This window comes from Tsuneonella sp. HG249, assembly GCF_053819205.1.
In genome coordinates this window covers 1,521,496-1,539,222 of the sequence record NZ_JBSOQY010000001.1, presented here as the reverse complement: position 1 = coordinate 1,539,222, position 17,727 = coordinate 1,521,496, and the positions used below count along the sequence as shown (strand labels likewise).

The following is a 17,727-nucleotide window of genomic DNA, read 5'->3' as shown; positions in this document are numbered from 1 at the left end:
CTCGGTTCTTCAAATACGGAGTGTATGCTCGCAGGCAGCCGTGCGGTACAACAACGGGGAACTAGAAGGCTTGCAGTCGATAGGCCCCGTGTCGTTTCAACCTGCATCGACGGCTCAATATCTAACCAATCCCGACCGCATCATCACATTCGGCGACACCTTCTATCGAGGGGTCGATCGACATTTCTTTGAGACGCTCTATTCTCTAAGCGATTTCAGTCTCCAGTTTGTGCACAAGGTCGGAAACACCAATCCGGAAGTGACCTACGGCTTCACTGACTACACGAGACCATGCTTTTTCGTGGGAGGCTTGCCTAGTACAACTACAAGTGCGCTACAGCGAGAGTATATCGGAACGGTGGATGGCCTTTCTCAAACTCCCTCTAGAACTTCGCGACTTTTTCAAAGCTATGCGGAAGCCACGTTTGATACCGCGCTCGGCGTGGGAATCGTCAAGCTTCATCTCGGTGGGTATCCGTCAATATTCGAAAGTCCCACAACCCAAACCATTTCGCAGATTGCCATCGTCGAAGCCGCTTTGGCGGTAAACGGTGACCAGCTTAGCGCCTCAACGGTGTCAGGCTTGGGCGGTTACGCCGGGACCATGAGTGGAATGCTGGTGGGACAGCAGGCGATGGCGCTCGTGTTCCATCTGCAAGCATCGGACGGTTCCGTCGTGTGGGGCATTGTGGCCCTGGATAACGAATCCTGTAGCGGGTGCTGGGACTACTGAGCCAAATCGCGGAGCGCCCGGGACATCTAGGTGGGGGCGAAATCGCACCGCCGCGCTTCGCGGACGAGCCCCAAGTTTAGCTATCGGCAAACACTGAAGTTAGACTTGGAGCGCGCTGAGCCAGCCGAGGTTCTGTTGGCTCCAATCTCCGGCAGCTGCACCGGACCCCGGCCGTGGTAATCGGCAAGGTGCTGCATCGCGCGAATGGCATAACGATCTGTGAAAGCACCCGCTTCAACTGCGCTTCGTATCGTTGGAGTTCAAGTTAGCTTCCGTCTGGATAGCTTCCGATGCGGCGGTCCCTCAGGCCCATGCATTACCATTATTTCCGATGGCAAGCACAGTCCCATACTGCTTGAATGTCCGACATTTGGGCGCGAAACCGTCTTTGAAACGGGCTCGTTTCAACGTCCGCTTTTAGGTCGTTTGCGGACGGGCCGTTTTGAGGTCGGAATGAGACACTCCGGACGTCGGCGAGCCTCGGGCCTTGATAGCTACGCCACACTCGCCGCGTGGATCTGGTCGATCGCGCCGCCGAGTGTAGCGTCGAACTCTTCTTCGCTTTGCTGGTGGCGCAGGTCTTGCAGCAGGCCACGGCTGAAGCTGGCAATCATGCCTTCGTTCTGGGCGAGCTTCTCGCACGCTTCCTCGGTCGAATAGCCTCCGGACAGAGCGACCACGCGCAGAACGCTGGGGTGGTCGATCAGCGGCTTGTAGAGGTTCGCCTCCACCGGGATCGACAGCTTGAGCATGACCTGCTGGCCCTCAGGCAGCGCGTCCAGCCCTTCGAGTATCGCCGCGAGCAGCACCCTCTCGCCCTCGGCGCGGTCGGGGGCCTGGATGTCGAACTCGGGCTCCAGCATCGGCACGAGGCCGGTCGAGAGAATCCGCGCGCCTTCGGCGAACTGTTGGCGCACCGCGGCCTCGATGCCGGCCTGGTTGGCGCTCTTGATCACCGAGCGCATCTTGGTGCCGAACACGCCCTTCGCCTTGGCGCGGGTGCACAGCGCCTCGAGGTCGGGCATCGGCTTCATCAGCTGCGCGCCGCTCTCCTCGTCCTCCAGCCCCTTGTCGACCTTGAGGAACGGCACCACGCCGCGTTCGGCGAGCCGCTCGGGCACCGGCTTGCCGCCGCTCTCGCCGTCCATCGTCTTTTCGAACAGGATCGCGCCGATCACCTTGCCGTTGCCGAAGCAATTCGCCTCGATGATCCGCTCGCGCATCTGGTGGATCAGGCCGAACATCTCGTCGTCATTGGTCCACGCACCGTCCTCGATTCCGTAGCCCTTTAGCGCCTTGGGGGTCGACCCACCCGACTGGTCGAGCGCGGCGATAAAGCCCTGGCCGGTGGCGATGCGGTCGGTCATTTCCTGCGTGTTCATCGTGCGTCCCTGTCGTGGTGCATAGGTATGCGCGGCGCCTTAGCCAGCGCTCGGCAGCCTCGCAAGCCGTCCGCTCAGGCGCGTTTGCCGACCTTGCGGATGATGCCCGTGAAGGTGAAGACGGGCTTGCCATCGGCGGTGATCGTGCCGCGCACGAACACGGTCTTGCCGCCGGCGCGGGTGACCTCGCCGCGCGCTTCCATCCATTGCCCGACGCGGCTGGCGTCGAGGAAGTCGCAGCCCATCTGCAGCGTAACCGCGAAGTTTTCCTTCAATTCGTTGTGAGCGATCGAGAACAGCGCGAAGTCGGCGAAGGTCATCAGGCAGCCGCCGTGCATGAATCCGCCGCCGTTCATGTGCTTCTGCTCGGCGCGGAAGGCGCTGACCGACTGGCCGGTTTCGTCGGTGCGGAAGTAGAACGGGCCCGCGCGCGTTTCGAACGCGTCGTGCGGCCAGTTCGACCACCCGGCGTACTCGCCCTCCGTGATCAGGATAGGACCGTGCGAGGTCTGGGCCTTTTCCTCGCTCATTGCATCAGGGCCTTCACGCCGGGCAGCTCGCGCCCCTCCATCCATTCGAGGAACGCGCCCCCGGCGGTCGAGACGTAGGTGAAATCCGACGCCACGCCGGCGTGGTTCAGCGCCGCCACCGTGTCGCCGCCACCGGCCACCGACACCAGGCTGCCATCCTGGGTCAGCGCCGCGGCGGTCTTTGCCAGCGCCACCGTGGCGGCATCGAAGGGCGGCGTCTCGAAGGCGCCCAGCGGGCCGTTCCACACCAGCGTGCGGCAGGTCTTGAGCACGTCCGCCAGCGCCTCGACCGCGGCGGGGCCGACGTCGAGGATCATCTCGTCGGCGGCGACCTCGTGGACGTTGCAGGTGCGCAAGGAGGGCGGATTGGCGGCGAACTCCTTCGCGACCACGACGTCATACGGCAGGTGTACCGTGCAGCCGGCGTGGTCGGCATGATCGAGGATCGCGTTGGCGGTGGCGGCGAGGTCGTGCTCGCACAGCGACTTGCCGACATCGACCCCGCGGGCGGCGAGGAAGGTGTTGGCCATGCCCCCGCCGATGATCAGGTGCTGGACCTTGGTGACGAGGTGCTCGAGCACCGCCAGCTTGCTCGAGACCTTGGCCCCGCCGACCACCGCGGAGACCGGCTGCTCGGGGCTGCCGAGCGCGGCGTCGAGCGCCTTCAGCTCCTTCTCCATCGCGCGGCCGGCATAGGCGGGCAGCAGGTGCGCCAGGCCTTCGGTCGAAGCGTGGGCGCGGTGCGCGGCGGAGAAGGCATCGTTGACGTAGAAATCGGCGTTTGCCGCGATCGCCCTGGCGAACTCGGGGTCGTTGGCCTCTTCGCCGGGCCAGAAGCGGACGTTGTCGAGCACGCCGATGTCGCCGTCGCGGAAAATGCCGAGCGACTGCTCGACTACCGGCCCGCTGAGCTCGGAGATGAACATCACCTCGCGGCCGAGCACCCGCTCGACGTCGCCCTGCACCACGCTGGTGCTCATCGTCGAGTGGCGCTGGCCCTTGGGCCGCCCGAAGTGCGCCAGTAGCAGCACCTTGGCGCCGGCATCCGCCAGTTCGAGAATCGTCGGTGCGCTGGCCCGGACCCGTGTCACGTCGCTCGCCCGGCCCTCGAGCATCGGCAGGTTGAGATCGACCCGGACGAGCGCCACCTTGCCGCTCAGGTCGGCGGGGAGGTCATCGAGCGTCTTGAAGGGTCGATTCATAGTTCAACTCACCCTGATCAAGCGCTTCATTGACACGGTTTCGGTCACAGGAACTTGGCCATCACCCCGGCGGTGTCGATCATGCGGTTCGAGAAACCCCACTCGTTGTCGTACCACGAAACGACCCGGGCGAGCTTGCCTTCGAGCACCGCGGTCTCCAGCGAATCGACGGTAGAAGACGCCGGGTAGTGATTGAAATCGCTCGAAACCAGCGGCTGGTCGGTGTAGGCGAGCACACCCTTCATCGCGCCCTCGGCGGCCGCCTTAAGCGCGGCGTTCAGCTCGTCCTTCGTCGTATCGCGGCCAGGCGTGAACACGAGGTCGATCAGCGACACGTTCGGCGTCGGCACCCGCACCGAACTGCCGTCCAATTTCCCTTTCAATTCAGGGAGAACGAGCCCGACGGCCCGGGCCGCACCGGTGGTGGTCGGGATCATGTTCTGCGCCCCGCCCCGCGCCCGCCGCAGATCCTTGTGGATCTGGTCGAGCATGCGCTGGTCGTTGGTGTAACTGTGGATCGTGGTCATAAAACCGCGTTCGATTCCAACGGCTTCGTGCAGAACCTTGGCTACCGGCGCGAGGCAGTTGGTGGTGCAGCTGGCGTTCGAGACGATCACGTCTTCGGCGGTCAGCGTGTCCTGGTTGACCCCGAACACGATCGTCTTGGATACGCCGTCAGCTGGGGCTGAGATGAGCACGCGCTTCGCCCCCGCCGAAAGGTGCGGCCGGCTCGCCGCGTCCGACTGGAAGAAGCCCGTGCACTCTAGGACGAGGTCGATCCCGTTCGCCCTGTGCGGCAGGTTGCCCGGGTCCTTCTCGGCCGTGACATGGATGTGCTTGCCGTTCACCACGAGGTCGTTGCCGTCGGTCTCGACGGTTCCCGGGAAGCGGCCGTGGGTGCTGTCGAAGCCGAACAGCAGAGCATTCGACTTGGTGTCGGCCAGATCGTTGATCGACACCAGCTCGAGATCGTGATCGCTCCGCTCGAGAATCGCGCGCGCCACTAGCCGCCCGATGCGTCCGAAACCGTTGATCGCAACCTTGGTCGCCATGTAAGAAGCTCCTGCTAAATGCCCAATCTGGCTTTGATTTTGGGGACGATGGCTTCGGGGGTGAAGCCAAATTTGGCGTATAGGTCTTCCGCCGGAGCGGAGGCGCCGAAGCGGTCCAGCCCGATCTGAAGCCCGCCCTGCGTGTAGCGTTCCCAGCCCATCGTGGCGCCGGCTTCAAACGACACTTTGAGCGCGTCGGCCGGGAGTAGATCGGCCTTGTAGCCGTCGCTCTGCGCTTCGAACAGTTCCATGCAAGGCATTGAGATCACGTCGGCGCCGATGCCATCGACCTCAAGCGCCTCGGCTGTGGCGACCGCCACTTCGACTTCCGATCCGGTCGCGATCAGAACGACCTTCCGCGCTCCCTTGGCACTGCGCAGACGATACGCCCCCTTGGCCGACAGATTACCACCATCTGTGCGCAACTGCGGCAGGTTCTGCCGGCTGAGCGCGAGGACGGATGGCGTGTCAGGAGTCGAGAGCGCCAGCGCCCAGCACTCGGCGGTCTCGATCGTATCACACGGCCGATAGACATTGAGGTTGGGGATCAGCCGTAGGCTCATCAATTGCTCGATCGGCTGGTGTGTTGGGCCATCCTCGCCGAGGCCGATGCTGTCGTGCGTGAACACGTAGATCGCGCGGGTCTGCTGTAGCGCGCTAAGCCGCACGGCGTTGCGGCAGTAGTCGCTGAAGATCAGGAACGTGCCGCCGTATGGGATCACCCCGCCGTGGAGTGCCATCCCGTTCATCGCCGTGGCCATGCCAAATTCGCGGATGCCGTAGTAGAGATAGCGCCCGGCGTAGTCGTCGCGGGTCAGCGGGCCGGTCGCCTTGGTCTTGGTGTTGTTCGAGCCGGTGAGGTCCGCCGAACCGCCGATCATCGCGGGGATCGCGGCGGTGAGCACTTCGAGCGCCATCTCGCTTGCCTTGCGGGTTGCGACCTTCTTCGGCTCGGCCAGGAGACCGTCGATGTAATCGTCGAGCAAGCCTCCGGATGGCAGTTCGCCCGCCATTCGCGCGGTGAACTCGTCAGCCCTGCCGGAAGCCGACAGCCGCGACTGCCACTCCGCGTGTGCACCCGTCCCTCGGTCGCCTGTGGCGCGCCAGTCGGACAGGATCGCTTCCGGCACGACAAAGGGCTCGTCGGTCCATACCAACGCCTCGCGTGTCGCCGCAACCTCGTCAGTCCCAAGGGCCGCGCCGTGCACTGCATGAGTGCCTGCCTTGTTTGGCGAGCCCTTGCCGATTACCGTCTTGCACTCGACCAGCACGGGTTTGTCGGTGAGCCGGGCAGCCTCGCCCAACGCGCGATCTATGTCGGTGAAATCGTGCCCGTCGCAAGTCAGAACGTGCCAGCCCGAAGCGCGATAGCGCGCCGGAATATCCTCGCAGGTTGAGAGGTCGGTCGAGCCATCGATGGTGATGGCGTTAGAGTCCCAGAGGACCTTGAGCCGCCCGAGTTTCAAGTGCCCTGCGAGCCCGATGGCTTCGTGATTGACGCCCTCCATCAAGCAGCCGTCGCCAGCGATGACCCAGGTGTCGTGATCGACCACCTCGTCGCCGTAAACCGCGTTCAGGTGCCGCTCGGCGATGGCCATGCCCACGCCCATCGCGACGCCCTGCCCAAGCGGGCCGGTGGTGCATTCGATACCGTCGATTAGGAAGTTCTCGGGGTGACCCGCACACGGGCTTCCGAGCTTCCGGAAATTGGCGATGTCCTCAATCGTCGGCAAAGCATAGCCGCACAGGTACAGCAGGCTGTAGATCAGCATCGAGCCATGGCCCGCGCTGAGCACGAAGCGATCGCGGTCGGGCCAATTCGGCGCGGTCGGATCGAACTTGAGGTATCTCGACCAGAGCACCGTCCCCACGTCGGCCATGCCCATCGGCATGCCGGGATGGCCCGAGTTCGCCGCCTGCACCGCGTCCATGGACAAGGCGCGAATGGCGTTGGCCATCGGCCCCAGGCGGGCAGTGTCGAGGCTCATTCGGGCAGGCTCCTGCAACGGGACGATTCGGGCGCGCGCGGCTCCCTTTGCGTGCCGGCCATTCGAGGTCAAGGCGAGCGCCCTGCCCGTCCCCCGCCGGCCAGCGCAGGACAGTTATCAACAGGGCCCGACAACCCTTTGCGTGGCCGTGACAAAAGGAGTAAATCGTCGCGCCATGACGGGGGATCGAAGCGAAGCGGCCGTGCAACGGATCGAAGCCGCTCTCGCGCGGATCGCCCGCGCCGCCGATGCTCCCGCTACCCCACCAACCGCGCCGAACGTTCTCTCGCTGGTCGAAACCCATGAATCCTTGCGCGAAACCGTCGCGCAGGCGCTTGCTGAGCTCGACGCCGTGATCGGCGAACTTGAGCAATGAGCGAAGTTTCGCTTCAGATCGGGGGGCGTACCTACCGGGTCGCTTGCGCCCCCGGCGAGGAAGCCCAAGTCAAGCGCCTCGGCGCGACGATCGCGGACAAGCTCGCGGCGCTGGGGAACCCGACCGGTCCCGACTCACAGAACCTGCTGTTCGCCGCGCTGCTCCTGGCAGACGAAGTCCATGAGGCGCGGGAGAACGGGGGAAAGCTCGATCGGGCGGAAGCCACGCCACTCGATGCCGGTCTCCAAGCCGAGCGGGACAGGCTCATCGAGCGTGTTTCTGCGCTGGAAAGTGAGCAGGCCGGGCTCGAGAGCGCTCAGCGCGATGCCGTTGATGCCATTGCCGCTCGCGAAGCCGAGGTGGCCGCGTTGGAAAGGCAGGTCGCCGATCTTCGCGCCGCTGCTGTAGCTGCCCCCACACTCCCCATCAGTGGCGCGGGTTCGCTGGCCGAACTCGCTCCGGCGCTCGAGCATTTTGCCGATATACTCGAAGAATGTGCCGACAAGCTTGAGCGGCGCGGCTCGGCCTCCTAAGTAGGGCACGGCGGGACTGCCCGGCACGAGCCGCATCAAAATCCCCGGGGCTATAAGCAAATCCTGGGGGCTGTCCCTGTCCTGAGGCCCGGGCCCCTTCTTCCTTAACCGGAGAAACCCGGAAATCGGGATATATGGTTCCCACCTGACGTCGAGGCGTCGGAGGATTCTGAGGCAACCGACCCATGGTGGTTCCGCCACTCACCATTTCGCGCTAGCGCCGCCGCGATGAGCGACAGCCTGCCCAAGAAAGACGATCTGCGCAGACGCCTGCGTGCCGAGCGGCGGGCGTTCGTCGACGGTTTGCCTCCGCAGGTACGCGCACTGGTGTTCCATCGGCCACCGGTCCCGGTCCTCGGTCTGGTGCCGGTGGGCAAGCGCATCGGGCTCTATCTCGCATCGCCGGGGGAAGCCCCCGCAGGCGGTTACGCCCGGTTCTTCAGCGAGCGAGGCCACGCCATCGGGCTCCCGTGGTTTGCCGACCGGACCTCGCCCATGTCCTTCCGCGCTCACCGCGACCCGTTTGGCGAAACGGATCTCGGGCCCGGCCCGTATGGTGCGCAGCCCGAAGTAACCGGCGAACCCATCGTCCCGGAAGTCCTGTTCGTCCCGTTGGTCGCCTTCACCGCCGACGGGCACCGTCTGGGCCAAGGCGGCGGGCATTACGACCGCTGGATGGCGGAGCATCCCGACGTGACCCGTATCGGCCTTGCGTGGGATCTGCAGGAGGTGCGCGAGATTCCACACGAACCCCACGACATGCGGCTTCACGCCGTCGTCACCACCACCCGCGTGCTCGGGCCGTTCGCGTGAGAACCGAACCCACCTTGCGCATACCGCTTGGCATCCTGGCATTGCTGCTGGGGCTGGGAGCTTACGCCCTCGTCATCGCGCGATACCTACCGGACATCATCGGAGGCTGGCCTGCATTGGCGCAGGGGCTCGCCTATCTCGTGCTCGGCCTGGTCTGGCTGTTGCCGCTCAAACGCTTCCTCATCTGGATGGAAACGGGGCGCTGGAAGTAGCCGAAAGTCCCAAGTGGCGCGAGTGACGGGGCTCGAACCCGCGACCTCCGGCGTGACAGGGCAGGTCCGCTGTCCATTAGCCTGCTTACCCAATCTTACTTTTCCTCACCCATGACGCAGTAAAACGCCGTTTAGGGCTTACTTTCAGTTTGGAACGAGCGTATCGCGCTTACTCCGACTTCCCGGCCCCTGCTTACATGGTGGTTACATGGCAAAGATCAGCAAGCGCGTTGTCGAGGCTGCCCAGCCCGGCCCTAAGCCTAGCTTCATTTGGGACGCGGAGCTCAAAGGCTTCGGACTCCTGGTTCTGCCCAGCGGCGTGAAGAGCTATGTTTACCAGTACCGGACCGCGGGCGGCGCATCCCGCCGGGTGACGATCGGCAAGCACGGCGCGGTCACCGCGGACCTAGCTCGCGAGAAAGCCGAAGGCCACCGGGCTGCCGTATTCGGTGGCCGCGATCCGGTAGGAGAGAAGCGCGATAGGCGGCACGCTGCAAAGATACGTGACCTGATCGACGCCTATCTGGATTCGGAAACCTTCAAGGCCAAGGGCCCAAAGACGAAGGCTACAGACCAGAGCCGGATTGATTGTCACATCAAGCCACTTGCCGGACATCTGACCGTGGCGACCGTCCGGCCTGGTGACGTTGCGAAGGTCTTCGCAGCAATTCGCGACGGTAAGACAGCCAAAGTGCAAAAGACTGGCTTTCGCAAGCTATCGCGGGTCACTGGCGGCGAAGGTGCCGCCCGCAAATGCGTGCGCCTGCTTAGCGCGATCTTTGCTTGGGGGATTGGCGAAGGGCTCTCGACAGAAAACCCGGCCGCGATGGTCAAAGTTGGTAGCGACGGGCATCGTAAGACGATCCTCGACGACGCTGACGCTTATGGCCGACTGTTCGCCGCTCTAGATATCATGGAGGCCGAAAAGCGCATTCGCCGGCCTGTTGCCGACGCCGTTCGATTGATCGCCCTGACAGGCGCCCGGCGTGGCGAAATTGCGGGACTCAAGTGGCAGCATGTGGACCTGAAGCGCGGCCTGCTGACCCTTCCCCCAGCGGCCCACAAGACAGGCAGCAAAACGGGTGACGACCGAGTGATTGGCTTACCTGCTGTCGCGCAGGCGATCATTGCCCGACAGTGCGAGGGAATGCCGGACAGCTTCGTCTTTCAGCCCGCCAAGGGCTCGGGCCCCCTCCAATTAAATAAGCCTTGGCATGCGATCCGGCTCGAGGCGCAGTTACCGGAGGGCATCGGCCTTCATGGCCTTCGACACAGCCTCGCTTCGCACATGGCTATGCACGGCGCGCAGGCATCGGAGATCATGACGGCCCTGGGGCACCGCAATCTCTCCACCAGTCAAAAGTACATTCATTGGGCACAAGAGGCCCGGCAGGCGGTCGCCGAGAAGGCGGCGTCTGTTGCCCTCGCGGGCTTGGCAACCGCCGCGCATTCGGGCGCTAGCAACGTCGTCTCAATTCGGAGGGCCGGCGAATGAGCGAGGGATGGGAGAGCGTTGTGGCGAGCATGCTTGCCGACGATCGGCGCGCAAATTCGCGGAAGGTGAGTTCTGCCACCCTGACGTTGCTGGCGAACTTGCTCGACAAAAATGAGCTGCCTGCCTCCGGCCGTGCGCACGTGGCGAACGTACTGCGCGCGGTCGCAGAGGATGACCCTGAAGCGATATTGCCAAAGGCGAAAAAGCCGAGGGGCTCACAGCCGGTTGCAATCTTCGCGGCTGTTGAGCGAGAGCATTGCCTAAGAGGCGGGCTCAAAGGAGAGAAAGGAGACGCTCAAGAGTCAGTTGGGCGCCGGCATGGTTTGAAGCGCTCTACGGTCTCTCGAATGGCGTCTCAGGGGCGCAGCGTAGTAAAGGCAAAGCTCCAGGCCGAAATAGAGGCCGGCTTAGATCGTGCGCGACTGCTAGATGAAATGGCTCAAACGCTATCACTCAACGTGTCGGTCATTGAGGATCTACTGCTCGACTGAACTTACTCTACGCTGACTCTTGGATAGGTAAGAGACGGCTGCGATTCTTCCTTTCGCGAACTTCAAAGCGCGAAGGAAAGAACATGCAACATTCAGTCTACCGGGATCGGCGCGAGGCAGCGGACTACCTGACCGAGCGCGGAATGAAGACCTCCTGGCGCACGCTTCAGAAGCTGGCCACCGTCGGCGGCGGGCCTTGCTATCGGATCTTCGGGAATCGAGCGCTCTACACCGAAGGCGACCTAGATGATTGGGCTGCCGGCCGCATGTCGGCCCCGCGGTTCAGCACCTCCGAGGCAGCATAATGCAGAACGCCGACCCCCGAGGGGATCGGCGCTGTTCTATGCTGGCAGGCGATGAACGGGCTGATCCTAACACACCCGCACTCACAGGTGCAACGTGAGCGACCTGTCGTTTCATGTCCGGCAATTCGTTCCCGACTGCGAAGGCGTGGAGCTCGAGTTAAGGCAATCCTTGCTTATCGCGAGGGACTACGCCGCGGATCTCAAGTCGAAGGCGACCAGTGGCCTTGCCTATGACCAAGCGTGCAGCGCGCATGAGATGGCCGGGCTCTTCGTCTTCGCCGATGCGTCGACCGATCGGCTCAAGATCGCACTCGCCTACGTCCGCAACGCGGTTCACGCCAGTTTCCTGGCGGAGCATCTGGACAGCGGGGACAGGCTCCAATGAGCGACGCCCTGGACTATCCGCCGCGGGAGCTCGGCGCCCCTGCATGGCAGGACGCTCTTGTTGGCGACCTCACGACTGGAAAGCGGCCGGCGTACCTTCGCGGCATCAGCGCCGCCGCGCTCATGGCCAAGACGTTTGATCCGATACGCTGGATCATTCCCGGTTATCTGCCGGAAGGCATGGCCGTGCTTGCTGGCGGGCCGAAACTCGGCAAGACTTGGCTTGCGCTCGATTGGCTGGTTGCCGTCGCGAGCGGAAGCTCAGCGTTGGGCTCGATACCCTGCGAGCAAGGCGATGCGCTCGGATTGCTGCTCGAGGACAATCAGCGGCGAGTGCAGCGGCGCTTTCGACAGCAACAGCGGGGCAGCCTACCTGATCGCCTCACTATCCTCACTGAATGGCCGACGCTGGACCACGGCTGTGTTGAGGAAATCGAGGCGTGGATTGCAGCATCCGCCAATCCTCGGTTGATCGTGATCGACGTGTTCGCGCGGGTGAAAGGCGCCCGTGCGGGCAAAGAGACGGACTACGACAGTGACTATCGCCAAGCGGCCCTACTCCAGTCGATAGCAAGCCGTCACAACCTGGCGATCGTGGTGATCCATCACACGCGCAAGATGGCGGCCGACGATCCTTTTGATGAGGTGAGCGGCACGCGTGGCCTGACTGGTGCTGCAGATACTGTCCTAGTGTTGAAGCGAGAGGCCGGAACGCAACAGCCAGTGCTCTACGGCCGCGGCAGAGACCTCGAGGAAGTCGAGACCGCAATCCAATTCGACAAGGAGACAGGCCTTTGGTCGATCATCGGTGCTGCCTGGTTAGTCGCAGACACGATCGAGCGGCGCGAGATCCAGCAGGTACTTGGGCGCGCAGTCGATCCGATGTCGCCGACTGAGATTGGCGAACGTCTCGGCAAGACGCGCCAGAACATCTCCAAAATGCTCGCCAAGATGTATGACGAAGGACAGGTCGAGAAGGTGAGCACCGGCCGTTATGTGCTGGTTTCTCCGGTTTCTCCCTTCACTCCGCATTACGATACCAGAGAAACCAGAGAAACCACTACATCTACGCGAGAAGCCGGCGAGGCTTTGAATGCTTAGCCCGCTCGCCATCACTGTCGTGTCGGTGGTGCTCGGCCCCGCCTGGGTAGCTCCCATCATCCTTCTGATGTTCAGGAAAGTACCGACCAACCTGAACCCCGGGCGGGCGTGTTATTGTTTATCGATAAACGCATATAGGACCGCCTCAGAACACTCTCTTTTGCATCCGCTGCCCCCAACACTCCCGTGAGGATTGACCGATGACTGACGCCCTTGAACCGCCTGCTCACCTTAGCACGTCTGCCGCGGCATGGTGGTGCGAAGTGCTGCGAGACTACAGCCTCGAGCCGCATCACATCCGCTTGCTGCAGTCAGCGTGCGAAGCGTGGGATCGCAAGGCGCAAGCACAAGCTGAATTGGCAGCGCATGGAGCGCTCACCTTCACGGATGCCCGGGGCACAATCCGCGCTCACCCTGCCGTCGCCATGGAGCGGGACGCGAGAACCGCATTCGCCCGCCTGGTGCGCGAGCTTGACCTCGACACCGGAGCACCGGGCGCCGCTTCGGCAACGCCTCGCCCGCCCGCCCTTGCCAGCAACAGGAGATAGTCATGCCGGCCAAACGCCGCACATCGAAGCGGGCTGAGTACCCGATCACGCCGGAAGTTCTGGCAGCGTATCGATCTGGTGATGACCGGACCCTGCGCGAGCTCTGGAACCTGAAGCCATGGCAGTGGCCGTCGCCGGCCGAGTGTGTCGGCGAATGCCCCTATCCGGCCGGATGTGGTGGCGCGGAGTGGTGGCCGCTGGGCGTGGAGCTTCGCCTCGAACTGGAGGCGGCCGATGCCTGCTAAGCGGCGTATCGCAAAAGGCAGGAAGCATCTCGAGACGACGGATCTTGAGGACCTGTTTTATGGTCCCGGCACCTGCCTATTCAACGGGAGCGGGTATCTTGGGCCTCACGGTGATGGGCGTTGGCGCGATAAACCGACTGACGTTCGCGCCGCCATTCTGTCCGAGATGCGCGGCGATTGGCTGAGGCATCGTGAGACTGTCTTGCAAGCCTGGAACGCGAGGTCAGCGCACGATCTCTACATTGCCCGCGAGTACCACGGCGACGCATCCGAACCGTGGGCACAGCGTGAGTTTGACGCTGGCTAGTGACCGCCGCGGCTCGCCAAGCACGTCGGAGGATACGCGAGGCTCAAGGCCTTGCCGTATATCCCGTGGAGGTGGGCGCAGACGTTCTCGACGGGTTGGAGCGGGCTGGCCTGATTGGCGACCAGGAGATGGTCGACCGCGAAGCGGTGGCCGCAGCACTGAGCAAGGCGCTCACCGGATGGGCCGCCGAGATATTTAAGTCACGCGTGACGCTGATCGCTCGCGGGCGCTCGTAAAATTGTCGGCGAAAGGATTGCCGATGAACCGAGTTGTTTCGCTCCGCCCCCAGATCAAGGGGCGCTCCCTTGTCCAACTGGCGATCGCACTAGGCATCGCGCCCGATGACCTTGGCACCGCTGCGAGAGTTGCAAAGGCTCGCTTCGGCGAGGACTCGTTAGCCTACCGCATCGCGAGTGTAGGCGGCTTCGACCAGGTCAGCGTCGTAAAGGCAGAAGTCGCGGCCGGATCGACCGCGTCCGGGAACTGGGCGCTACTGCTCGAGGATACCGAAGCGGCAGTCACGGAGTTCTTCGCTTACGTTCGCGATCGGTCGATTATCGGACGCTTGGCAGGCCTTCGCCGCGTTCCCTTGCGCACCCGCTTGATAAGCGCCGCAACCGGCTTCTCCGCTGCCTGGGTAGGCGAAGGAAAGGCCAAGCCGGTCAGCAAGGCGACCTATGCCGCTGGCACGCTGCCGAGCCGCAAGGTTAGCACGATTGCCGTCGTCACCCGTGAGTTGCTCGAGAGCGTGGATCCGGCTGCCGAGACGCTGATCCGCAATGACCTGGCCGCGGCATTGGTGGCAGTCATCGACCAGAGCTTCATTGATCCTGCCAACGCCGGCACGACCGATATCGAGCCTGCCAGCGTCACGAATGGCGTTACAGCCGTCACCAGCACGGGCGACGGCATAGGCGACTTGCGATTGCTGATTGATGCTTTCCCGGGCGATCTAGAGCGTGCTGTCCTGGTGGGCTCCCCGTCGACCTTCGCGGCGCTTCACGATCCGCACTTCCTGCCGACGCTAGGGGTACGCGGAGGCACTGCAATGGGCATTCCCGCCATTCCCTCGAACGCGGCAGGCGACACGCTGGCGCTGATCGACCCCGAAGGCATCGCCGTGGGCGAAGACGGCATGGAGATACGCACCAGCAACCAGGCGTCGATCGAGATGCTCGACGGTAGCCTCGCTGGTGACTCCATCGGGGTAGTGCCTGGCACCGCGGCAAGCACTGTCTCACTTTGGCAAACCAACTCGAGCGCGATCTTGCTCGAGCAACGGATCAACTGGGAAACCGCGCGGCCGTCGGTGGCGATCATCGAAGGGCTCGACCAGTCATGAACCGGGCTTACAGCTTCCTCGAGATCAAGGCGCTCGACGCTGACCAGCGCATCATCGAGGGCTGGGCAACAAAGCCCGAGCCCGACCGGGTTGGCGACATCGTGGAAAGCAAAGGCGCATCATTCCGCCTGCCGCTCCCGCTGCTCATGGATCACGACCACACAGCGGCGGTTGGCGACGTTTTCGACGCCACCGTCAGCGACAGGGGCATTCGGTTCAAGGCCAAGATCGCGCGGGTTACTGAGCCGGGGGCAATCAAGGACCTATGCGATAGCGCATGGTCGGCCGCGAAGGCGGGACTTCGACGCGCCGTCTCGATCGGCTTCCGACCGCTCGACATGGAGCCTCTGCCAAGCGGCGGGATGCGCTTCCGCAAATGGGATTGGTACGAGCTAAGCATGGTTTCCGTGCCGGCGCTCGCATCGGCCACGATTGACCAAGTGAAGGCATTCGACCGGGCGCAACTGCGCAAGGCGACACAACCCCGTCGCGTCATTCAACTCACAGACTCGGATTACCGTGCGGCCGGTCTGACCCCGCCGTGGCGCCAGCGCGGGGTGCTGAAGCTGTGAGCGAACTGCTAGAAAGCGTCCTGTCAGCATTCGACGCCGACCGGCTCGCCAAGCCGCCAACCCGTAAGGAGTTCTACCGCTTCACCGTCGATACGATCGAGGATCTTGCCGTTTCGCTGAGCGCGGAAATCAAGGCGCTACGCGAAAGGATCGACGAACTCGAAAAGGGCGGCGCTCGATTCCGCGGCATCTATCAGCGCGCGAGCGCGTACCGACGCGGCGACCAGGCAACGCACAAGGGGTCGCTGTGGATCGCCCTTGGCGATGTGCCGGAAGGCACGATGCCCGGTGAGAATCCCGCCTCTTGGCAACTCAGCGCGAAAGGGGCCGCGTGATGTCCGAACTTTGGCAAGCCTGCGCAGCCTGGGTGATGCTCGCCCTAGCAAAAGACGACAACAACGAACTCACACCGCTCGAAGAAGCTCGCGCGATAGCCAACGGCACTGCGGCGATGATCGACGCAGGCGCATACCTTCACGGGGGCAAGGTCATGTTCCCGAAGGGACAATGAGACAGGCGCGCACCTTTTGCGCGCCGGGGGAGCCGCAATTCATCGCGGGCGGGCGGCTCCCCATACTTTCGAGAAAGGGCGCACGCCCCCGCGTCCGGGAGCTCGGCAGTCGACTGCGACCGATCGCCGGGCTCCAAACCTACGAGACAAGCCGATGAACCTGGACACACAACCCACGATGGAGGTGATTTGCGCAATGCAGCCTCATAGCTCGTTTCCCGGCGTGTTCGTCGGATACCGGAACGGCGTGGGCTACATCCTCCACCCGGCGACGAGCCAGGGCGGCACAGCGGGATTTGTGCTGCACTATTACTTGCCTGAGGGGGACACCGCGCCATGACCACGCCAATCCTCGGCATGCCCGAGCTTGCCCAGTCGCAGGCGATACCGGAAACGACCGCCAACGAGATTGCCCGCTACCTCGAGCAAGGAGCGCACGCGTTCTCAGTGAAAGACAAGGACCTGGCGACGCCTCCGGGTTCGCCGGCCGATGGTGACGCCTACATCGTCGCAGGCTCACCGACTGGCGCTTGGACAGGCCACACGGGCGAGATCGCATGGCGCATGTCGACGGCGTGGGAATTCATCGTGCCAGTCGAGGGCATGCTCGCCTGGGTGCAGGATGAGAACAAGCTCTACGTCTATCAGCCGAGCGCTTGGGCGCCCTTCGTCCCGGCGGTCGACCTGGACGACATCACCGATGTGAACGCAGCGTCCCCGGCAGATGGCGAAGTGCTGACATGGGATGACGGCGCGGGCGAATGGGTCCCGGCACCCGCTCCCGGCTCGGGCGGCAGCGCAGGCGGCACGGTGCCCAACGGCGGGACCACGGGGCAGGTTCTTGCCAAGCAATCGGGCGTCGACCAGGACGTCGACTGGGAGACGCCGACGGCCCCCTGGACAGTGGTGCATGATTCTGCGGTCGGCACGGTTGCAAACGTCGATGTCACCGGGCTCGGCGGATACAGCGAGCTGATCATTGTGGGGCGCAATCTGACGGCTTCTGCCACTGGGCAACGGGCGCTGCAGGTCTCGGCCAACTCGACTTGGTACACCGCGAGCGGTGATTATCAGTTCATAACGAACGCGGGCGTGGAGACCGCGACGAACGCACTCGCCTTCCATGCCACCTCGAGCGCGCTGGCCCGCACCCTGGTTGCGCATATCCTCAACACCAAGGGCAGCGCTAAGGTCTGCCTCAACAACAACTCGAGCTTCATTCAGACGGTATTTGTCGGCAGCGCAAACGCGATTGACGGGATACGACTGACCCCAGGTGGGGCCGGCAATCTCACCGGGGGCAACCTGCTAATTCTGGGCAGGTAGGCGCCTCTAATCGCGCTTGAAACGTGCTGCGGACTCGCGGGCGCGTCGGCGCGCGATCTTGCGATCTCTCGTGTTGTAGGCATTGAGGGCCGCCCAGATCACAACCGCCGCGATCATGCCGGCAATCAACAAGTAAGCGGTGAGTGTACGGTCATCCATGGCGAACCTAAGCTGCAGCGCGGCTGATCGTTCCGGAGTTTGATGATTGCCGGCTGCGGTAGTTGACCGATGTTCCTGCTCCGTTCCAATGAACGGTCATGGGCTTCCGCCGACTCGACA

25 protein-coding genes and 1 other RNA gene are annotated in these 17,727 nt (G+C 63.5%); 20 read left to right on the top strand and 6 right to left on the bottom strand.

What is annotated here, in order from left to right:
• Positions 1-70: 70 nt before the first annotated feature.
• On the top strand, positions 71-733 hold the full coding sequence (locus tag ACWPM1_RS07745; RefSeq protein ID WP_455694262.1) for a hypothetical protein: 663 nt from the start codon (positions 71-73) through the stop codon (positions 731-733).
• A 494-nt stretch (positions 734-1,227) separates the two neighbouring features.
• Here ACWPM1_RS07745 and ACWPM1_RS07740 read toward each other — a convergent pair whose 3' ends face one another.
• From ACWPM1_RS07740 to tkt, 5 genes are all read right to left on the bottom strand, one after another.
• Positions 1,228-2,115 carry a fructose bisphosphate aldolase gene (locus tag ACWPM1_RS07740; RefSeq protein ID WP_455694261.1) on the bottom strand — a complete coding sequence of 296 codons (888 nt, stop codon included), beginning with the start codon at positions 2,113-2,115 and terminating at the stop codon, positions 1,228-1,230.
• 74 nt (positions 2,116-2,189) lie between these two features.
• On the bottom strand, positions 2,190-2,645 hold the full coding sequence (locus ACWPM1_RS07735) for a PaaI family thioesterase (RefSeq protein WP_455694260.1): 456 nt from the start codon (positions 2,643-2,645) through the stop codon (positions 2,190-2,192).
• Complete coding sequence (locus tag ACWPM1_RS07730; RefSeq protein ID WP_455694259.1) at positions 2,642-3,847, bottom strand: phosphoglycerate kinase; 1,206 nt, start codon at positions 3,845-3,847, stop codon at positions 2,642-2,644. Before ACWPM1_RS07730 ends, ACWPM1_RS07735 begins: the two co-directional genes overlap by 4 nt.
• Before the next feature lie 44 nt (positions 3,848-3,891).
• Complete coding sequence (gap, locus tag ACWPM1_RS07725; protein ID WP_455694258.1) at positions 3,892-4,899, bottom strand: type I glyceraldehyde-3-phosphate dehydrogenase; 1,008 nt, start codon at positions 4,897-4,899, stop codon at positions 3,892-3,894.
• Positions 4,900-4,913: 14 nt separating this feature from the next.
• On the bottom strand, positions 4,914-6,887 hold the full coding sequence (tkt, locus tag ACWPM1_RS07720; protein ID WP_455694257.1) for a transketolase: 1,974 nt from the start codon (positions 6,885-6,887) through the stop codon (positions 4,914-4,916).
• 175 nt (positions 6,888-7,062) lie between these two features.
• On the opposite strand from tkt, the gene ACWPM1_RS07715 reads away from it, so the two are divergent.
• The 19 genes from ACWPM1_RS07715 (at position 7,063) to ACWPM1_RS07625 (ending at position 17,448) form a co-directional block, all read left to right on the top strand.
• Positions 7,063-7,263, top strand: coding sequence for a hypothetical protein (locus ACWPM1_RS07715; protein WP_455694256.1), 201 nt, complete (start codon positions 7,063-7,065; stop codon positions 7,261-7,263).
• A complete protein-coding gene (gene zapA / locus ACWPM1_RS07710) occupies positions 7,260-7,796 on the top strand; it encodes a cell division protein ZapA (protein ID WP_455694255.1) in 537 nt (178 codons plus the stop codon). Before ACWPM1_RS07715 ends, zapA begins: the two co-directional genes overlap by 4 nt.
• A gap of 10 nt (positions 7,797-7,806) precedes the next feature.
• Positions 7,807-7,995, top strand: a non-coding RNA gene (gene ssrS, locus ACWPM1_RS07705) — 6S RNA.
• A gap of 29 nt (positions 7,996-8,024) precedes the next feature.
• Complete coding sequence (locus tag ACWPM1_RS07700; RefSeq protein WP_455694254.1) at positions 8,025-8,609, top strand: 5-formyltetrahydrofolate cyclo-ligase; 585 nt, start codon at positions 8,025-8,027, stop codon at positions 8,607-8,609.
• Positions 8,606-8,821: a DUF2842 domain-containing protein gene (locus ACWPM1_RS07695; protein WP_455694253.1), complete on the top strand. Its 216-nt coding sequence runs from the start codon at positions 8,606-8,608 to the stop codon at positions 8,819-8,821. Before ACWPM1_RS07700 ends, ACWPM1_RS07695 begins: the two co-directional genes overlap by 4 nt.
• 208 nt (positions 8,822-9,029) lie before the next feature.
• Positions 9,030-10,316, top strand: coding sequence for a tyrosine-type recombinase/integrase (locus ACWPM1_RS07690; RefSeq protein WP_455694252.1), 1,287 nt, complete (start codon positions 9,030-9,032; stop codon positions 10,314-10,316).
• A complete protein-coding gene (locus tag ACWPM1_RS07685) occupies positions 10,313-10,807 on the top strand; it encodes a hypothetical protein (protein ID WP_455694251.1) in 495 nt (164 codons plus the stop codon). Before ACWPM1_RS07690 ends, ACWPM1_RS07685 begins: the two co-directional genes overlap by 4 nt.
• A gap of 83 nt (positions 10,808-10,890) precedes the next feature.
• On the top strand, positions 10,891-11,112 hold the full coding sequence (locus tag ACWPM1_RS07680; RefSeq protein ID WP_455694250.1) for a hypothetical protein: 222 nt from the start codon (positions 10,891-10,893) through the stop codon (positions 11,110-11,112).
• 94 nt (positions 11,113-11,206) lie between these two features.
• A complete protein-coding gene (locus ACWPM1_RS07675; RefSeq protein ID WP_455694249.1) occupies positions 11,207-11,497 on the top strand; it encodes a hypothetical protein in 291 nt (96 codons plus the stop codon).
• The gene (locus tag ACWPM1_RS07670; RefSeq protein WP_455694248.1) at positions 11,494-12,597 is read left to right on the top strand and encodes an AAA family ATPase; all 1,104 of its coding nucleotides are present in this window, start codon (positions 11,494-11,496) and stop codon (positions 12,595-12,597) included. Before ACWPM1_RS07675 ends, ACWPM1_RS07670 begins: the two co-directional genes overlap by 4 nt.
• Before the next feature lie 200 nt (positions 12,598-12,797).
• Positions 12,798-13,145 carry a P27 family phage terminase small subunit gene (locus ACWPM1_RS07665; protein WP_455694247.1) on the top strand — a complete coding sequence of 116 codons (348 nt, stop codon included), beginning with the start codon at positions 12,798-12,800 and terminating at the stop codon, positions 13,143-13,145.
• A 2-nt stretch (positions 13,146-13,147) separates the two neighbouring features.
• Positions 13,148-13,390, top strand: a complete 243-nt coding sequence (locus ACWPM1_RS07660) for a hypothetical protein (protein WP_455694246.1) — start codon at positions 13,148-13,150, stop codon at positions 13,388-13,390.
• Between the two features lie 378 nt (positions 13,391-13,768).
• A complete protein-coding gene (locus ACWPM1_RS07655; protein WP_455694245.1) occupies positions 13,769-13,933 on the top strand; it encodes a hypothetical protein in 165 nt (54 codons plus the stop codon).
• Positions 13,934-13,956: 23 nt separating this feature from the next.
• Positions 13,957-15,039 (top strand): phage major capsid protein, encoded by a 1,083-nt coding sequence (locus ACWPM1_RS07650; protein ID WP_455694244.1) that lies wholly within the window; start codon positions 13,957-13,959, stop codon positions 15,037-15,039.
• Positions 15,036-15,611 carry an HK97 family phage prohead protease gene (locus tag ACWPM1_RS07645; RefSeq protein WP_455694243.1) on the top strand — a complete coding sequence of 192 codons (576 nt, stop codon included), beginning with the start codon at positions 15,036-15,038 and terminating at the stop codon, positions 15,609-15,611. The genes ACWPM1_RS07650 and ACWPM1_RS07645 overlap by 4 nt, the downstream gene beginning before the upstream one ends.
• Positions 15,608-15,946, top strand: coding sequence for a hypothetical protein (locus tag ACWPM1_RS07640; RefSeq protein WP_455694242.1), 339 nt, complete (start codon positions 15,608-15,610; stop codon positions 15,944-15,946). The genes ACWPM1_RS07645 and ACWPM1_RS07640 overlap by 4 nt, the downstream gene beginning before the upstream one ends.
• Positions 15,946-16,122 (top strand): hypothetical protein, encoded by a 177-nt coding sequence (locus ACWPM1_RS07635; RefSeq protein ID WP_455694241.1) that lies wholly within the window; start codon positions 15,946-15,948, stop codon positions 16,120-16,122. Before ACWPM1_RS07640 ends, ACWPM1_RS07635 begins: the two co-directional genes overlap by 1 nt.
• A 196-nt stretch (positions 16,123-16,318) precedes the next feature.
• Complete coding sequence (locus ACWPM1_RS07630; RefSeq protein ID WP_455694240.1) at positions 16,319-16,462, top strand: hypothetical protein; 144 nt, start codon at positions 16,319-16,321, stop codon at positions 16,460-16,462.
• Entirely contained in the window at positions 16,459-17,448 is a 990-nt protein-coding gene (locus ACWPM1_RS07625; protein WP_455694239.1) for a DUF2793 domain-containing protein, read from the top strand. Before ACWPM1_RS07630 ends, ACWPM1_RS07625 begins: the two co-directional genes overlap by 4 nt.
• A gap of 6 nt (positions 17,449-17,454) precedes the next feature.
• Here the strand turns inward: ACWPM1_RS07625 and ACWPM1_RS07620 are convergent, their stop codons facing one another.
• Entirely contained in the window at positions 17,455-17,607 is a 153-nt protein-coding gene (locus ACWPM1_RS07620; protein ID WP_455694238.1) for a hypothetical protein, read from the bottom strand.
• Positions 17,608-17,727: the final 120 nt, after the last annotated feature.

What these genes read in the sequence shown, in the direction of transcription:
- ACWPM1_RS07685 (WP_455694251.1), top strand. Translation starts at nt 10,313, where the DNA reads ATGAGCGAGGGATGGGAGAGCGTTGTGGCGAGCATGCTTGCCGACGAT.
- ACWPM1_RS07660 (WP_455694246.1), top strand. Translation starts at nt 13,148, where the DNA reads ATGCCGGCCAAACGCCGCACATCGAAGCGGGCTGAGTACCCGATCACG.
- ACWPM1_RS07715 (WP_455694256.1), top strand. Translation starts at nt 7,063, where the DNA reads ATGACGGGGGATCGAAGCGAAGCGGCCGTGCAACGGATCGAAGCCGCT.
- ACWPM1_RS07670 (WP_455694248.1), top strand. Translation starts at nt 11,494, where the DNA reads ATGAGCGACGCCCTGGACTATCCGCCGCGGGAGCTCGGCGCCCCTGCA.
- ACWPM1_RS07630 (WP_455694240.1), top strand. Translation starts at nt 16,319, where the DNA reads ATGCAGCCTCATAGCTCGTTTCCCGGCGTGTTCGTCGGATACCGGAAC.
- ACWPM1_RS07625 (WP_455694239.1), top strand. Translation starts at nt 16,459, where the DNA reads ATGACCACGCCAATCCTCGGCATGCCCGAGCTTGCCCAGTCGCAGGCG.
- tkt (WP_455694257.1), bottom strand. Translation starts at nt 6,887, where the DNA reads ATGAGCCTCGACACTGCCCGCCTGGGGCCGATGGCCAACGCCATTCGC.
- gap (WP_455694258.1), bottom strand. Translation starts at nt 4,899, where the DNA reads ATGGCGACCAAGGTTGCGATCAACGGTTTCGGACGCATCGGGCGGCTA.
- ACWPM1_RS07650 (WP_455694244.1), top strand. Translation starts at nt 13,957, where the DNA reads ATGAACCGAGTTGTTTCGCTCCGCCCCCAGATCAAGGGGCGCTCCCTT.
- ACWPM1_RS07635 (WP_455694241.1), top strand. Translation starts at nt 15,946, where the DNA reads ATGTCCGAACTTTGGCAAGCCTGCGCAGCCTGGGTGATGCTCGCCCTA.
- ACWPM1_RS07700 (WP_455694254.1), top strand. Translation starts at nt 8,025, where the DNA reads ATGAGCGACAGCCTGCCCAAGAAAGACGATCTGCGCAGACGCCTGCGT.
- ACWPM1_RS07680 (WP_455694250.1), top strand. Translation starts at nt 10,891, where the DNA reads ATGCAACATTCAGTCTACCGGGATCGGCGCGAGGCAGCGGACTACCTG.
- ACWPM1_RS07665 (WP_455694247.1), top strand. Translation starts at nt 12,798, where the DNA reads ATGACTGACGCCCTTGAACCGCCTGCTCACCTTAGCACGTCTGCCGCG.
- ACWPM1_RS07740 (WP_455694261.1), bottom strand. Translation starts at nt 2,115, where the DNA reads ATGAACACGCAGGAAATGACCGACCGCATCGCCACCGGCCAGGGCTTT.
- ACWPM1_RS07645 (WP_455694243.1), top strand. Translation starts at nt 15,036, where the DNA reads ATGAACCGGGCTTACAGCTTCCTCGAGATCAAGGCGCTCGACGCTGAC.
- ACWPM1_RS07735 (WP_455694260.1), bottom strand. Translation starts at nt 2,645, where the DNA reads ATGAGCGAGGAAAAGGCCCAGACCTCGCACGGTCCTATCCTGATCACG.
- ACWPM1_RS07730 (WP_455694259.1), bottom strand. Translation starts at nt 3,847, where the DNA reads ATGAATCGACCCTTCAAGACGCTCGATGACCTCCCCGCCGACCTGAGC.
- ACWPM1_RS07620 (WP_455694238.1), bottom strand. Translation starts at nt 17,607, where the DNA reads ATGGATGACCGTACACTCACCGCTTACTTGTTGATTGCCGGCATGATC.
- zapA (WP_455694255.1), top strand. Translation starts at nt 7,260, where the DNA reads ATGAGCGAAGTTTCGCTTCAGATCGGGGGGCGTACCTACCGGGTCGCT.
- ACWPM1_RS07690 (WP_455694252.1), top strand. Translation starts at nt 9,030, where the DNA reads ATGGCAAAGATCAGCAAGCGCGTTGTCGAGGCTGCCCAGCCCGGCCCT.